Origin of the sequence: Photobacterium sp. DA100 (genome assembly GCF_029223585.1) — a bacterium.
GTDB lineage: Bacteria > Pseudomonadota > Gammaproteobacteria > Enterobacterales > Vibrionaceae > Photobacterium.
The window spans coordinates 1,178,087-1,194,236 of the sequence record NZ_CP119423.1 but is presented as its reverse complement, the minus strand read 5'-3'; the positions used below and the strand labels follow the sequence as shown (position 1 = coordinate 1,194,236).

General features: G+C 50.1%; 13 protein-coding genes. 5 read left to right on the top strand and 8 right to left on the bottom strand.

The window, feature by feature from the left end; genetic code table 11:
* Position 1: 1 nt before the first annotated feature.
* From PTW35_RS05875 to PTW35_RS05865, 3 genes are all read right to left on the bottom strand, one after another.
* Complete coding sequence (locus PTW35_RS05875; RefSeq protein ID WP_281026899.1) at positions 2 to 1,087, bottom strand: efflux RND transporter periplasmic adaptor subunit; 1,086 nt, start codon at positions 1,085 to 1,087, stop codon at positions 2 to 4.
* Position 1,088: 1 nt separating this feature from the next.
* The gene (locus tag PTW35_RS05870) at positions 1,089 to 2,129 is read right to left on the bottom strand and encodes an efflux RND transporter periplasmic adaptor subunit (protein WP_281026898.1); all 1,041 of its coding nucleotides are present in this window, start codon (positions 2,127 to 2,129) and stop codon (positions 1,089 to 1,091) included.
* Between the two features lie 406 nt (positions 2,130 to 2,535).
* Positions 2,536 to 4,044: a fumarate hydratase gene (locus PTW35_RS05865; protein WP_281026897.1), complete on the bottom strand. Its 1,509-nt coding sequence runs from the start codon at positions 4,042 to 4,044 to the stop codon at positions 2,536 to 2,538.
* A 266-nt stretch (positions 4,045 to 4,310) separates the two neighbouring features.
* Between PTW35_RS05865 and pabB the strand changes: the two genes are divergently transcribed.
* The 4 genes from pabB (at position 4,311) to PTW35_RS05845 (ending at position 9,561) form a co-directional block, all read left to right on the top strand.
* Positions 4,311 to 5,714 carry an aminodeoxychorismate synthase component I gene (gene pabB / locus PTW35_RS05860; RefSeq protein ID WP_281026896.1) on the top strand — a complete coding sequence of 468 codons (1,404 nt, stop codon included), beginning with the start codon at positions 4,311 to 4,313 and terminating at the stop codon, positions 5,712 to 5,714.
* Between the two features lie 208 nt (positions 5,715 to 5,922).
* Positions 5,923 to 6,531, top strand: coding sequence for a CoA pyrophosphatase (locus PTW35_RS05855; RefSeq protein ID WP_044622928.1), 609 nt, complete (start codon positions 5,923 to 5,925; stop codon positions 6,529 to 6,531).
* Between the two features lie 181 nt (positions 6,532 to 6,712).
* On the top strand, positions 6,713 to 7,966 hold the full coding sequence (locus PTW35_RS05850) for an aromatic amino acid transport family protein (protein WP_044622927.1): 1,254 nt from the start codon (positions 6,713 to 6,715) through the stop codon (positions 7,964 to 7,966).
* A gap of 233 nt (positions 7,967 to 8,199) precedes the next feature.
* On the top strand, positions 8,200 to 9,561 hold the full coding sequence (locus tag PTW35_RS05845) for an L-serine ammonia-lyase (protein ID WP_281026895.1): 1,362 nt from the start codon (positions 8,200 to 8,202) through the stop codon (positions 9,559 to 9,561).
* A gap of 73 nt (positions 9,562 to 9,634) precedes the next feature.
* Here PTW35_RS05845 and PTW35_RS05840 read toward each other — a convergent pair whose 3' ends face one another.
* The 5 genes from PTW35_RS05840 to PTW35_RS05820 all read right to left on the bottom strand — a co-directional run bounded on the left by PTW35_RS05840 (position 9,635) and on the right by PTW35_RS05820 (position 15,534).
* A complete protein-coding gene (locus PTW35_RS05840) occupies positions 9,635 to 10,603 on the bottom strand; it encodes an ADP-ribosylglycohydrolase family protein (protein WP_281026894.1) in 969 nt (322 codons plus the stop codon).
* 127 nt (positions 10,604 to 10,730) lie between these two features.
* Positions 10,731 to 11,318: an acetate uptake transporter gene (locus PTW35_RS05835; RefSeq protein WP_281026893.1), complete on the bottom strand. Its 588-nt coding sequence runs from the start codon at positions 11,316 to 11,318 to the stop codon at positions 10,731 to 10,733.
* A 429-nt stretch (positions 11,319 to 11,747) separates the two neighbouring features.
* Positions 11,748 to 13,025, bottom strand: a complete 1,278-nt coding sequence (locus tag PTW35_RS05830) for a hypothetical protein (protein ID WP_281026892.1) — start codon at positions 13,023 to 13,025, stop codon at positions 11,748 to 11,750.
* A 227-nt stretch (positions 13,026 to 13,252) separates the two neighbouring features.
* A complete protein-coding gene (nfsA, locus tag PTW35_RS05825) occupies positions 13,253 to 13,975 on the bottom strand; it encodes an oxygen-insensitive NADPH nitroreductase (protein ID WP_044622923.1) in 723 nt (240 codons plus the stop codon).
* Positions 13,976 to 14,334: 359 nt separating this feature from the next.
* A complete protein-coding gene (locus PTW35_RS05820; protein WP_281026891.1) occupies positions 14,335 to 15,534 on the bottom strand; it encodes an iron-containing alcohol dehydrogenase in 1,200 nt (399 codons plus the stop codon).
* A 273-nt stretch (positions 15,535 to 15,807) separates the two neighbouring features.
* Between PTW35_RS05820 and PTW35_RS05815 the strand changes: the two genes are divergently transcribed.
* Entirely contained in the window at positions 15,808 to 16,071 is a 264-nt protein-coding gene (locus tag PTW35_RS05815; RefSeq protein ID WP_039457468.1) for a GrxA family glutaredoxin, read from the top strand.
* Positions 16,072 to 16,150: the final 79 nt, after the last annotated feature.

The following is a 16,150-nucleotide window of genomic DNA, read 5'->3' as shown; positions in this document are numbered from 1 at the left end:
ATCAGCCTGCCTCCTTATTGACTATGGTGACCGACTGGCCTTCACGTAATCTGTTTGCCCCTTCAACCACGATATGCTCGCCCGCTTCCAACCCTTCAAGTAATCGAATTCCTTCCGGTACCACCTTATCGGTGACGACTCTGCGCTTGGTCACCGTGTTGTCATCGTTGACAACCCAGACGAACTTATTCTCCATGGCGAGATCATCACCATCTTCGTTGATGATGGCCTCGAGTGGGATCACAGACTCATCTCGGCGATAAACTTTAAGTTTCTGGGCATCGGCTCTCACTTCTACCGCCATGCCATCAAGAATAAAACGATCCTCGGGCATTGGCATGGTCAGTGTGACTAAAAATGATCCCAAGTTTGGATCTGGCTCAGTGGTAAATTCCTTGAGATAAGCCCGGTACTCGATACCGCCCTCGAGCAGCACCCTCGCCCCCGGTTTCGATTCCTGCACTTCTACTGCAGTACTTTGGGAGTAGATCATATCCGGAGCTTGGATGATGATATCGACCTGATCTGCCAGATGCAGGTTCATCACCAGCTGACCAACCTGAACATTCTCAAACTGCTCAACCGGCACCCTTGAGATCACCCCCGAAAACGGGGCCTTGAGTTCGGTGAACGTCAGGTTGAGCTTGGCCAAATCGAGGCGGGCCTTGGCGATCCGGCGCTGCGCTTTCAGCTCATCAAACTGCGACTGGGGCAGGAAACCTTGCTTGACCAGCTTGGCCGAACGGCGGTACTGGCTATCGGCGACATTATACTTGGCCTGGGCGTCATCAACTTCCAGCTTGTAATCGGTCGGGTCAAGGCGGGCGAGTAATTGCCCTTTCTTGACTTGATCACCGGGACGCACGGCAATATGGATTATTTCGCCTTGCACCCGGAACGACAAACTCGACTTATCGGCCGCAGCGGCCACCGCAGGAAAAGCCAGCTGCGGTGCCGAATGGGCAATTGTCACTTCAGCCACCGAAACCGGCATAACGATACTACGTGGCTCGACGGTCGCTTTATCACACCCATTGAGGAAGGTCACTCCCCCCAGCACCAAAGGGATTAGGGTTAATTTTTTCATCCTACAGTCCCCGCTCTTTTACCCATTCGCGAACTCTCTGTCCCTCTTGCAACTCCTGAACACCGGAGGTGACAATCAAGTCCCCATCGTTCAACCCGTCCACTACCCTGCGCTTCTCATCAAGTTGAACGGATACCTTGCTCACTATCCCTTGCTCGTCAACCCGCCAGACAAAGGTGCTACCGTCCTCGGTTAATATGGCACGGGATGGAATCGAGCCGCTGGAGCTCTGAGGGATCGCCACGCGTACATGCCCTGCCATACCGGGAAGCAAATTGAACCCCTCTGGGCGCTCCATAAAGAGCGTCACTTTGTAGCTCGACGTTTTCGCATCGGCCTCGGTATCGATTTCCTTGAACTCGGCGGAGAAGGTCTGGTTAGGAATAGTATCGAAGGTAACGGTTGGATCCCGGTCAAAATCGGAGCGATGCTGGAAACGGGCAAACAGCTGATCCGGTAGCTGGAAGGTCACATTGATCAAACCAGCACTTTGAATATGCATGACAGGCTGCTTAGCCGCGACGTATTCGTAGTTTTCGACCAGCGATAATGACAGTGTGCCATCGTATGGCGCAACCAAGCTGGCATAATTGAGGTTTGCCTGGGCTTTGTCCAAATCCGCTTTGGCTTGATTGAGTTCAGCCTCCGAACGGTCGAAATCCAGTTCTGATACCACCTTGGTTTTAAGCAGCTCTTTGTCTCGCTTGTACTGTACGAAAGCCAACTCATAGTCGGCTTTAGCCTGCTCAAGCAAAAGGCTAAGCTCATCAGTATTGAGGTGGGCGAGAACCTGCCCTCGCTTGACGATATCACCGGGCTTGCCGTTGACATTATCTAGTTGCCCAGACACCCGAAAAGCCAACACCGCTTTATCTCCGGCCTCAACAACAGCAGGAAAGGTACGATAACTTTCGCTACTGCCTACCGATACCGCTTCTAACTTGACAGGCCTGGAGTCGGGTTCAGGAATGACGACTTCTTTGTCCCCGCAACCTTGCACCAACAATGCAAACAAGGCCGGGGCCCACAACACGCGTCCCATAAAATCCTCTGTAATTCTTGATTATTGTTGTATTTATTTCAGCAGCCAAGCACACCAAGGTGTGGGAATATGACACTAAAATGCTTGTTAATACTATAGCCCACATATTGCTACATTAATGAAACCAATAACAAAAAAACAACAAAAAACAGGTTATTAAGTATGGCTATGACGTTATCAAAGCTCAGATATGACAACGATAGGCTGCAACGAAAAATCAGGAGAAGTCAGCAAATATCAGATAAAGAAATCTCAATCTCACTAAATACGTGAAATCATGAGGTAAGTTTTTGAGGTGGATTTAGCTATTTTTATTTTACTCAATAGCCGGTGCGTTGGGACCAGGGACTTTGCAATAAAAAAGGAGCCATTCGGCTCCTTTTCAACGGTTCAAACACTGGAATGCTTAGCCTTCAAGCTCAGCAATCTTCACTTTCCAAGTATCTGGCCCCGTTTGGTGGGCATTCACCCCTTCGGCATCAACGGCAACCGTGACTGGCATATCTTCGACTTCAAACTCATAGATAGCCTCCATGCCCAAGTCTTCGAACGCCACCACGCGTGCTTTTTTGATGGCTTTGGCAACCAAGTAGGCGGCTCCGCCTACAGCCATCAAGTACACCGCTTTGTGCTTTTTGATTGACTCAATCGCTGCCGGGCCACGCTCTGCCTTACCGATCATACCGGTCAGGCCGGCTTGCTCAAGCATCATATCGGTGAACTTGTCCATACGCGTAGACGTTGTTGGACCCGCTGGGCCAACAACCTCATCGCCCACCGCATCGACAGGGCCGACGTAGTAGATGAAGCGGTTTTTGAAATCAACCGGGAAGTCTTCACCTTTCGCTAGCATATCCTGGATGCGCTTGTGTGCAGCATCACGGCCTGTCAAAATCTTGCCTGATAGCAGCAAGGTCTCACCGGAGCGCCACTCCAGGACATCTTCTTTGGTCACTTCATCCAAGTTTACACGGCGAACATTGTCACCGACTTCCCAGGTTACTTCCGGCCAATCCTCGAGCTTCGGCGGCTTCAGATCTGCCGGGCCTGAGCCGTCCAGAGTAAAGTGAACGTGGCGGGTCGCCGCACAGTTAGGGATCATGCAAACCGGCTTGGATGCTGCGTGCGTCGGTGCCGTTTTGATTTTGACATCCAAAACCGTTGTCAAGCCGCCAAGACCCTGTGCACCAATGCCCAGCTTGTTGACTCGATTATAGATATCCAGGCGGAGCTCTTCTTCAGCATTCTGCGCGCCACGCTCCTGCAGCTCATGGATGTCGACAGACTCCATCAAGGATTCTTTTGCCAACACCGCCGCTTTCTCGGCAGTGCCGCCAATACCAATCCCCAGCATACCCGGTGGACACCAGCCCGCGCCCATCAGCGGCACGGTTTTCTCGACCCACTCGGCCACATCGTCGGATGGGTTGAGCATCACCATTTTGGTCTTGTTCTCAGAGCCGCCGCCTTTGGCCGCGACCTGAATTTCAACTTTGTCGCCCGGCACCATATCGATATGGACAACTGCAGGGGCATTGTCCTTGGTGTTTTTGCGGCTGCCCGCAGGATCGGCTACGACAGAGGCTCGTAGCGGATTATCCGGATTGGTGTAGGCCTGGCGTACGCCTTCATCGATCATTTCCTGCACAGTCAGATCGCTGTCCCACTGCACGTTCATACCGATTTTGACGAAGCAGGTCACGATGCCGGTATCCTGACAGATTGGGCGGCGACCTTCTGCTGACATACGCGAGTTGATCAGGATCTGAGCAATCGCGTCTTTCGCAGCTTGGCTCTGCTCTTTGTGGTAGGCTTTTTCCAAAGCTTGAACAAAGTCGAGCGGATGGTAGTAAGAAATGTACTGCAGCGCATCGGCCACACTACTGATCACATCTTGTTTACGGATGACGGTCATATCTGCCCTCGTTGATTTTTTTATCATTCCCTGGCGCCCGATTTTTTTGCTTCCAGTGTAGGGTGTGATTCACATTTTCAAATTTCAAATGTAACCACGCGGCCATGATCCTCATGGCGTTTCTCCATCCAGCCTATTTCATCGCTACCTGCTAAAAATAATGCCTTCAGGACGTCCTTGGGCGTCGGATTAAATTCTGCGTTTATGATACTCTTGCGGATAATTTCGCGCCATGCGCCAAACGTACACCTGTCACAAAAAAGAAAATGATTTGTAAATCACATCCAGAACTGAGTATTGAACAACTCGACTACCACAAAGACGCCTCGCTAACGTGGTTTGAATCGTTTGCGGGTCTGCCTTGGGCTATGATATTACGCTCCGCGGCTTCGGATCACCCAGATAATCGATTCGACATTTTAGTTGCTGATCCTTTAGCCACTTTAGAGACATATGGTGAAACAACTCATATTAAATTTTCAAATGGTGATGAAAAGTCGAGCAACGACGACCCGTTCACGTTAATCCAGTCAATCCAGCAACAGCTGGTTCCGTCAACAACCCCTCTAAAAGATGTGCCTTTTATCGGCGGTGCTGTCGGTTTGTTCAGCTATGATCTGGGGCGCAGGGTCGAAAAAGTGGCCAACATCGCCAAGCACGATATTGCCACTGCCGACATGGCGGTAGGTATTTACGACTGGGCCTTGGTTGCCGATCACCACACCAAGCGACTGTATCTGGTGTCGCCATCAGGCAGTAGTCGCAAGCAATGGCTGCTCCAACACCACAAATCGGCACAGCTCGCGGCCTCTGCTACCGATTCGCAACGCCCGCATGTCTTTTCATTAACATCGCCGTGGCAGGCGAATATGGATAAAGACGAATATCGCAGCAAGTTCGACCGTATCCAGCAATACCTGCTATCCGGCGACTGTTACCAAATCAACCTGACCCAACGCTTCTCTGCCAGTTACCAAGGAGATGAATGGCAGGCATACCGCTTGCTGGAAGAGCGCAATGGCGCCCCGTTCTCGGCCTTCCTCCGCACCAGTGACAGTGCTATTCTGTCGGTATCACCGGAAAGATTCCTGCAGCATCGCCATGGCCAGATCGAGACCAAGCCCATCAAAGGCACCCGGCCTCGAGACGCCGACCCAGCCCGAGACGCGGCCCTGGCTGAAGAGTTGCGTACGACCGAGAAAGACCGCTCAGAAAACCTGATGATCGTCGATTTGCTGAGAAACGACATTGGCCGGGTAGCCAAGCCGGGCACGGTGAAAGTACCAAAGCTGTTCGATATTGAGAGCTTCCCGGCCGTGCACCACTTGGTCAGTACCGTCACCGGCGAGCTGGATCAGCAGTACACGGCTACCGACCTGCTCCGTGCCTGCTTCCCGGGAGGCTCAATCACCGGCGCACCGAAAATCCGGGCGATGGACATAATCGAAGAGCTTGAACCAAATCGTCGCAGCGCATACTGCGGTAGTATCGGCTACGTCAGCCGTTGCGGCCAAATGGATACCAGCATCACTATCCGGACCCTCGTTGCCAACGAGCAGACACTCCATGTTTGGGCTGGCGGCGGCATTGTGGCTGACAGCCAGGCTGACAGTGAGTACCAAGAAACACTGGATAAACTGAGCCGCATTCTGCCGGTGCTGGAAAACTAGCCCACAGACATAACCCGGAAACCCAGCCCAATACCGTGTTGGGTTGGTTTTTGGGTTTGTAATTGTTGGGATTTATTTATAATCTTATAACCCATTGCTGCACGGATCCGCGGCATCGAACCCGCAACTCATGAAATCAATTCGCTAAGTTGCTGTTTCAACATCTATAGTTATTAGTATGCCGTCATAGCAGCACCACGGAAGGTTTATGAATTGCCAGCAACAGATCATCACCCGCTTCTTGCTTGCCCCGCAAGCCAGCTACGATAAGAGCCATACCACCCGAGTTAGGCAGTACATCCGTGACGGCTATCAGCTCAAACCTGCCGCTGTGCTTATCCCACTCGTTCCCCGCCACGACTCATTCAGTATGATTTTTACCCGCCGGGCGCAACACCTCAAACACCACCCGGGACAAGTTTCATTTCCCGGCGGCCGATTTGAGCCTCAAGATATTGATTTAATTGATACCGCACTGCGTGAAACCCATGAAGAGACTGGTATTTTATGCAACCGGGATAGCATTATTGGACAGCTGCCAAGCTTGCCGACTATCAGTGGGTATATCGTCACCCCGTACTTGTCGGTGATCTCGCCGGATTACAGGCCAGAACTGGATCCAAACGAGGTTGATGAATTGTTCGAAGCCCCGATCGAACACGTATTAAATCCGATGAATATACGGATACAAAAAGTTACCCTTAAAGGGAAAACACACAATATTTATTCAGTCCCATTCAGCAAATATTCAATCTGGGGTGCCACCGCCCAAATGCTCAAAGTGCTCTCTGATCAGCTCTGGTATGAGCAAAACTAATCTGACACGATAATTTCCCTAATATTACCCCGGACTTTGGTGTGATCCAAGTCACACTAAATTGTATTGCAATTTCGCCCCGTTACATAACGAGATCTCGATCAAGGTTTTCCTGCAATAAATCACGAAAATGCGCCCCGTTCCTAATTTCCGTTCCGTAATTAACTTTGGATATATAATCATGCAAACATCTACAAGCACCGTAGCAACTAGTGCTGCAAAAGCAGGATGGACGTATAAAGACGTAACATGGGCACTATCTCTATTCGGTACTGCTGTTGGCGCGGGCGTATTGTTCCTGCCAATCAAAGCGGGTGCTGGCGGTTTCTGGCCTCTTGTTATTCTAGCCCTGCTTGCTCTTCCAATGACTTGGTTTGCTCACAAGAGCTTGGCTCGTTTCGTTCTTTCTGCTAAAAACCCTGAAGCAGATATTACTGATACTGTTGAAGAACACTTCGGTAAAGCTGGCGCAAACATCATCACTTTTGCTTACTTCTTCGCCATCTACCCAATCGTTCTTATCTACGGTGTAGGTATTACCAACACTGTTGACTCTTTCATGGTTAACCAGCTAGGCATGGAATCACTTCCACGCTGGATCCTGTCTGGTGGCCTGATCATGGCGATGACTGCAGGTGTGGTATTCGGTAAAGAACTGATGCTGAAAGCAACTTCGGCAATGGTTTACCCTCTAGTATTCGTTCTACTAGCACTTTCTGTATACCTGATTCCAGATTGGAACGGCTCAATGATGTCTGTAAGCCCAGACTGGAGCGCAATGCCTTCTGTTATCTGGCTAGCAATCCCAATCATCGTGTTCTCGTTCAACCACAGCCCAATCATCTCTCAGTTCTCTAAAGAACAGCGTCGTGTATACGGTGAAAATGCAGTACAGAAAACTGACATGATCACTGGTGGCGCAGCAATGATGCTGATGGGCTTCGTAATGTTCTTTGTATTCTCTGTAGTACTTTCTCTATCTCCAGAGCAACTAGCTGACGCACAAGCACAGAACATCTCAGTACTGTCTTACCTAGCAAACATCCACGAGTCTCCAATGATTTCCCTGATGGGTCCGATGGTTGCTTTCGCTGCGATTACTTCTAGCTACTTCGGCCACTTCCTAGGTGCCCACGAAGGTCTAGTAGGTCTAGTTAAGTCTCGCTCTGACATGCCAAAGAGCAAGATCGAGAAAATCTCTCTAGCGTTCATCGTAGTAACAACTTGGGTCGTAGCAGTCGTAAACCCAAGCATCCTAGGTATGATTGAGACTATGGGTGCGCCAATGATTGCCGCTATCCTGTTCATCATGCCAATCTTTGCAATGCAGAAAGTACCAGCAATGGCTAAGTACAAAACTTCAGCTCCTGCTCAGATTTTCACAGCACTATGTGGTATTGCAGCAATTACTTCTGTAATCTACGGTGCACTATAAGGCGATTTATCACTGACTTAGTGATAATTCACCAGCGCTAAGTGAATTTGTAAGAAAATGTGCTACAACGCATAGTCTTCTGACTCAAATTCCGTAAAATAGAGCCACTAAAGAGCAGGACGCGTTTGCCCCTGCTCTTTTGTTTTGATTATCTCGCCAAGGAAGGGGCGAGAATGATAAAAACTATACAGTCTCACGGTAACTAGACAGTTACCCTGACTGAGGTATTAGCAATGATCAGTGTTTTTGATATCTATAAAATCGGTGTGGGTCCTTCCAGTTCGCACACTGTCGGCCCAATGAAAGCAGGTAAAGAGTTCATCGATGACCTGCGTGCCATGGGCAAGCTTCGTGACGTGACTAAAATTACCGTGGATGTTTACGGTTCGCTTTCTCTAACCGGTAAAGGTCACCACACTGATATCGCAATTATTATGGGTCTGGCTGGTAACAGCCCTGAGCATGTTGACATCGACAGCATCCCTGGCTTTATCGCCCGCGTTGAAGAAACAGAGCGCCTACCAGTTGGCATGCACTGCCACACTGTCGATTTCCCTCGTGAAGGCGGTATGAACTTCCATACTACTAACCTTCCTCTTCACGAAAACGGTATGACTATTCACGCTTTCATCGGCGAGGAAGAAGCATACGCCAAGACTTACTACTCTATCGGTGGTGGTTTCATCGTTGACGAAGAGAACTTCGGCAAGTCAAGCGAATCATCGGTAAAAGTTCCTTACATGTTCACGACAGCAGAAGAGCTAGTAAACCAGTGTAAGGAAAACGGCCTGTCAGTAAGCTCACTGGTTATGTCTAACGAACGCGCAATGAACGCGGAAGACGAAATCAGCACTTACTTTGCCAACATCTGGCGTACCATGCGCGAATGTATGGAGCGTGGCATGAGCGAAGAAGGTATCCTTCCGGGTCCTCTACGCGTTCCTCGCCGTGCAGCAGCTCTGCGCCAGCAGCTAATGACAACCGAAAAGCTGAGCAACGACCCAATGACCGTGGTTGACTGGGTTAACATGTACGCTTTCGCGGTGAACGAAGAGAACGCAGCCGGTGGCCGTGTGGTTACCGCACCAACTAACGGTGCTTGTGGTATCATCCCTGCGGTTCTGGCTTACTACGACAAGTTCATCCAGCCAGTTGGCCCGAAAGAATACACCCGTTACTTCGCAGCTTCTGGCGCTGTCGGCGGCCTTTACAAGCGTAACGCGTCTATCTCTGGTGCGGAAGTTGGCTGTCAGGGTGAAGTTGGTGTGGCATGTTCAATGGCTGCGGCTGGCCTTGCTGAGCTTATGGGCGGTAGCCCTGAGCAAGTCTGTATGGCTGCTGAAATCGCGATGGAGCACAACCTAGGCCTAACCTGTGACCCAGTTGCTGGCCAGGTACAGGTTCCTTGTATCGAACGTAATGGTATCGCTGCAGTTAAAGCAATCAATGCTTCACGTATGGCACTTCGCCGCTCTTCTGAGCCTCGCGTATCACTGGACAAAGTTATCGAGACGATGCTTGAAACCGGTAAAGACATGAACGCGAAATACCGTGAAACTTCACAGGGTGGCCTGGCAATCAAAGTAATTTGCTAATCACCCAATAAGTAATAGAAAAGCTACCCACTCGGGTAGCTTTTTTTATGCCCGTCGCCTGCAGGGCCATTGCTTAGAATGCGCCACCCGCATTGTGCAGCAGCTGCTCGATGTCTTCCGCCAGCGCCTCGCCACACTGCAAGGTAGTGATCCACGAAATAGGGATCCCCTGGGTATCACCAAAACCATAACATGCCCCGGCAATCGCCCCCACCACGATCCCGCGACCACAACTATCACCGCCTACCGCAATATTGTTGAGTATCGCCTCGGTATAGCTTGAACTGTTCTGCAGTATCCATGCCGCCATCGGTAGGCTATCGGCAAGGTGACAGGCGCTATTTGCAATCGACAGCACATGGGAAAAATCATTGACATCGCCACTGAGCACCCGTACCTGCTCAATTTTCTCCTGCACCGGCTCAGGGCATTTGACCTTCAGCACATTGAGTACCGGCTCCATGCGCCGTGAGCGCAAGGCTTCGTTGAGGGCACTGGCAAACGCCTTGGCACAGGCCAGCGCCAGTTCATTTTGGTGAGTCACCCCGACGATGCGGTCTATCTCGCCTTCCAGTTTTTCCGAGGGCATTTTCAGCGCCACCAATGCCGGTACCGCACACAGCGCAGAGGTCTGGTCGTCATCACAGCCAGAGTCTTCCGGCCAATCTTCTGGTGACAGGGAAAACAGAGACAGCAGCAAGGCTTTGGTCGGACTATCGACATAGCCGATGAACTCGCCGCCGGGGCCGAAGTAATCCAAAATTTCCTGCTGCAAACGATGAGTCTCGACATCGGGTTCACTGAGCAGCCGAATATACAGGGCTAGCCATTCACCATAGATGGTCAGCTCCCCTGCCGTGAGCTTGTCATGGGCATAGTAACCTTCTACCCCTTCATAATGATGGGCATCCGGTTCGATAAAAGGAAAATGCGGAAGGGATTGGAGGGTCCGGATACGCTCCGGGGAATAGATCCAATGGGTCCCCATACTAGCAGCATCGGCCACCAGCGCCCCCATCAGGGCTGCATAACGTTGTGCCATTGTCTTGTCCTTTCACGAGCTCAAACGATGAAATAAGCTTATACCCATTCCCGCGAACTGGCTGAACAAGAATAAAAAAACCCGCCATTAAGGCGGGTTATAGTAAACAATTAGCGATGGGCTTTAATTAAGCAGCCGCTTTAAGTGCTTTGGCTTTCTTCAGTTCGCCTACAGGCAGGATGGTACGACCGTACTCGTTGTTAAGTACTTGTGCCATTGCAAAGTAGATAGCACTTGCACCACAGATGATGCCTTCGAAGCCAGCGATAGTGCCGATTAGTGCGCTGCCAGTGAAGTCACGCGCTGCCAATAGGAAGAACAGTACAGTTAGAGAGCCGAATACGAACTGCTTGGCGCGAGGGTAGCATAGCGAACCAATGAACATGAAGCCTGTGAAGATACCCCATAGTAGTAGGTACCAACCCATGAAGCTTGCAGGGCTTGCAGGCAGACCCATGTAAGGCATTACGATTAGACCAACAAGCGTCAGCCAGAACAGACCGTAAGATGTAAATGCAGTCGTACCAAACGTGTCACCACGCTTGAAGCACATCATGCCTACGATAACCTGGCTCAAGCCACCGTAAAAAATACCCATAGCTAGGATCATCGAATCAATTGGGAAGAAGCCCGCATTGTGGATGTTCAGAAGGATGGTAGTCATACCAAAGCCCATAAGACCTAGTGGTGCTGGGTTAGCTAGTTTCGTAGACATGTTTTCCTCAAATAGGAGTAATTCAACAAAAATGATAAAGATTAAAATTTGGATGCATCAATCAATGCGCGGCGAATTCTAAAGGACGCTGACAGGCAAATCAAGCCAAAACCCGCACAAAACTTAACCAAACTCAAAAAAAGTTGTAATTTAGCATCCGCATGTAAAGCAAATTTTATCCTCAAAACGTGGCGAACTGTTAGCAAATGTAATCAACCAAAGCCCCCAGAATATAACAAAAAATAAAATACCAATACAAAACAACAATTTAAACCCAGGCGCCAACCACCTTTATTGTCATAAGTTTTCACAAGTCGTTTTTAACTCTTATTGGCCCAGCTTGCGGCTAGCTCTGGGGGACAGATGTAAAAAAAGCAGCATATATGCTGCTTTTTTATTCATGATTGTTTTATATAACCAGACCGGTAATCAAATTTCCTGTCCTTCCCCCGCTTCATCCCCGGCCATGGACACGGCGCTATTGAGCGGCTCTACTTCATCGGCGGCTAGCTCCTGCTGGGCCGGCATGTCTTCGATGATATTGGGTAACGGCGTCTCACCGGCCTGCTGTTCTTCCGTAGGGATCTGCGCTTCAGGTGCCGAAGCCATCCTCAACAGCTGTGCTTGGAGTTTAGCGATTTGGCGGTTCTGCTCTTTGAGCAACCCCTTGAGCGTATCCAGCTGGACCTGCTGCTGGGTAGGCTGGGCCTGGCGACTGGCCAACTGAAGCTGCTGACGCGTACCTGCCACCTGCGAGCTTAATTGCTTGGCCTGCTCAGCCAATGGCTGGTCACGCAAATCTGAATCATTCAGCGCCTGGGAGATGCTGAGCAACTTCGCTTCAATGGTAAGAATATAGCTTTCGTATTCATCACGGTTACGGTCACGCAGGTATTTCACCTCTTCGGCAATATGCGCCGCGTGGGCAAGCTCAAACTCTATGGCTGACACCACTTGGTTAATCGCATCAAAGGCCCGGGGAGAATTATCTATCAAAGTCTTACCAGCCTTGATTTCCTCCTCAACCTTGGTATAGCTGAGCGGCGCATAATAGCGCACGTCTTCACGGCGTAACTGGCGCAGGGCTTCTTCCTGCGGGGTGATATAAATACGCTTGATCACCCTCACTTCCAAACTGTGCGCGCGGGAAAGGAATTCGGTCTGCTCTTCGCGGGCCCGGTTGAGATCGCCGCGGGCCACAAACGCGAACAAGTTGCTATAAAAGCGGTTGAGCCGAACAAATTCACTGCGGTAGTGAGCATTGGCATCAATCGAGTTGAGGTAGGCCAACTGGGTCATGGCAGGTTCCAGGACCTTATCAGCAATTTTCTTTAGCCCCATCAATTCCGCATGGTTGCTCTCGACCACCTCGATATCATTGTAAAAACGATCGAGGTAGGTCACCGAAGAGAAAAGCGAATAACTTTGCGTGGCGAGATCCGGCGTCGACTGAATGTCTTTGAAAAGATTATCAGCACGCTGCCAGCTCTCCATCATGGTGGCATATTTATCGGGCGCATAGAGCTTTAAACCCTCGGCATCGACGAGGGTGTTGCGCCAATGGCGATGAACTTTATTGGCAGAATGAAGTACGCTCTCAACATTCACTTCTGTGGATAATTCGTTGTTACTGTCTGGTGTGCCGGCACAACCCGCGAGCAAAGTCGCCAATACAACCATACTGGCAACTTTCCCAACATACTTCATATATATGTTCCGATTCTCTTTCCGGCCAGAGGGGATATTTTCAGGCCGATTATTATTGTCTTGTCTATCGATATTCTATCTGACTCACAGTTTTATAAAAAGTTCATCGGTAACTTTTGCCGTATTTTGAACAAAACTTGACAAAAGGTCTATTTTTTCGCCCTTTTTATCGTCAGTTTAAGTCAGAAAGCGTCCGTTCCATAATGAAGTTTTGCTGCCACCTTCCGTTATTTCAAGCTGAAACCTTGCCCTTCGATAAATTTTTTCATAAATGGCCGCGCTTCTTTATTCAAGGTGCCAGAAATTTGCTCACTCCAGGACATATCTTTATTTCCCCCGGTACGGTTCAAGTAGTATTGCCGTACATGCTGGTCATAGCGAGCCAGCGTATCCATATCTAGTGGGGTATAGTTGTTTTCATGAACCACCGCAGAACGCGGGAGACGGGGCTTTGCCTCGGGCGACTGTGCTGGATAGCCGAGGCAGAGACCAAATAACGGCAGCACATGCAAAGGCAACGACAGCAAGGCTGCGACTTTGTCGGGGTTGTTCCTCAAACCACCGATATATACCCCACCCAGCCCCAGGGACTCAGCCGCCAGCAAGGCATTTTGTGCCATTAACGCTGCGTCAACAGCACCGATCAAAGTCTGCTCAGTAAATCCCAGCTTTGCGTCAGGATAAATTTGTTGATGGCGATTGTAATCAGCACAAAATACAAAAAACTCCGCGGCACTGGCAACGTACTCCTGCCCGCCGGCATACTCGGCCAATAGCAACCGCTTCTCGCAATCGGTAACCCGAATAATACTGACACACTGGATAAAACTTGACGATGACGCCGCAATGGCACAGTCCAGAATAGTAGTGCGCAAATTTTCACTTATCGGCTCAGCGGTAAACTTACGAATTGAGCGATGGTGCAAAATGGTATCAATCGTCTGGTTCATACATTTCCCTATAACAGTGAGCCTAAATATACCCAAGTTACCTCAAGGTGCAGGATTCAGAGGGTTGTCAGCGCATTCAATACAAGGCGAAGATTTGCAGGAATGGCATTCCCTTTCAAAAATCTTCAACGAAGGAGTGAATGGGCTGACACCCTCCCGAAGGGCGAGTTTTCTAAGCTCATATACGGCGTTATTGTTTCTTGATTTAGAGCCACTAGATCTTCAAAACAATGCCTTGTCTATAAGCTTATAAATTCTCGCTGAACCTGCCTCTTGAGGTAGCTTGGGTATAAGTCACTCTAGCACAGGCGTCCGGGTTGACCCACTGTTATATGGCATCGAGAAATATTGCCCGTCCGCTAACTTTCCGGGCTGTACATGCCATCCTCTGAGGTAGAACTGGCAACCTGACCTTGGCATATTTGCTCGAGGATGCTCAGCAGCCGATCCTTATTCAGCGGCAGCGGGTTTCCCTTGATCGAGTTCGATAGCAAGGCATCTTCCGCCACTTCATCAAACATCACATTGCAGAACCCATAGTCTGTAAGCGGCGGCAGGCTCAGTCGCTTCAATGTCCGCTTGGTCCAAGCGATACCATCGATAATTTCGGCATTCATCCGGCCCGTCAAAATACACGCTAACTGACGATAACGGTTGAGCACATCGGCCCTCCCCGCCTCCCGCGCAGCCAAAACATTTTCCTGCATCACGTAAGGGGCTAGCTGAGCGGTAATTAGCCCGTGGGGAGCCTGAAGCCGGCCACCAAGAGAAGACGCGAGGCCATGAGCAGCACCAAGCTTGGCATTAGCCAGCGCCATCCCCCCCAGCATAGCGGCAAAGGCCATATCGGAGCGGGCCCGTGGGTCATCGTCCTCGCACGCGGCAAGAATGGCCCCGGACAAGCGCCTCAGGCCTTCTTCACAAACCATGTCGGTCAACGGATTGGGTTCACCGCAGACATACGACTCCATCAGGTGGGTAAAGGCATCCATACCGCAGCATCCGGACATGACGGGATCCATACCGTAGGTAAGGGTCGGGTCGACAATGGCCAGATCCGGCAGCATATCGGGGCTCCGCAGCCCGACTTTGACATTTTCTTGTGCCGAGCGCAGTACTGCACTCTTGCTAACCTCCGAGCCAGTCCCCGCTGTAGTAGGAACGGCAATAAAAGGGATCGGTTTGGCTTGCAACGGCACATTGCGCCCTACGACCTCGACATAGTCGTATACACTGCCTTGATTAGGGATCAGAGCGGACAGCGCCTTACCCGCATCGAGCACACTGCCCCCACCGATGGCCAGTACCATGTCAGGGCGGAATTTCCGCCCCATCGCAGCCATCTCCTCCACCATCGCAATGAGCGGCTCGTCGTGAATGGCCACTTGCTGATAGCGCATTCCCTGCTGCTTGAAGTAACTGATCAATGGCTGGGCCCGGGAACTATCCCGGCCTGTCACCAGCAGCACGCTGTAGCCGAACTGGTTTAATGTCGACAACGAATTACTCAGTGCGCCTTCCCCGAAGATTATCCGAGTGGCCGTCATAAACTGAAACATAGGCACTCCATTCCGTCTTTTAAAATAATTATTATCGAGTGTGCCCCGATGCTGATTCCTGTTTTTGATTCTGAGCAACTTTTCACCAGTGAATAAAACTGGCGTCACAATAACCTGCGAGCAGTCACACTTAGCTTGATAAGGTCTGCTTCGCCATTATTGGCCTTCATTTCCCTTCAATCGGTTTTGTCTATTGCTGCAAGTGATAAAACCCTCTTTCTCATCCCAGCCAGTCACGTTATAGTAAACCCATCAAATTTAAGGAGAGACGTTATGTTCGTTGTTATTTTTGGCCGCCCAGGTTGCCCATTCTGTGTCCGTGCAAAAGATCTTGCTGACAAACTAAAAGAAGAGCGCGAAGATTTTAACTACCGTTATGTAGATATCCACGCAGAAGGCATCAGCAAAGCTGACCTGGAAAAGACAGTGGGTAAACCAGTAGAGACTGTGCCTCAGATCTTCATCGACCAAGAGCACATCGGCGGCTGCACAGACTTCGAAGCATACGCAAAAGAAAACCTAGGCCTGTTCCAGTAAGCGCTGAGCAACAAGTTTAGTAACATTTTCTTAAAAAGGCTGAAATATCAGCCTTTTTTATTGCCTTCTGGTTTATTTC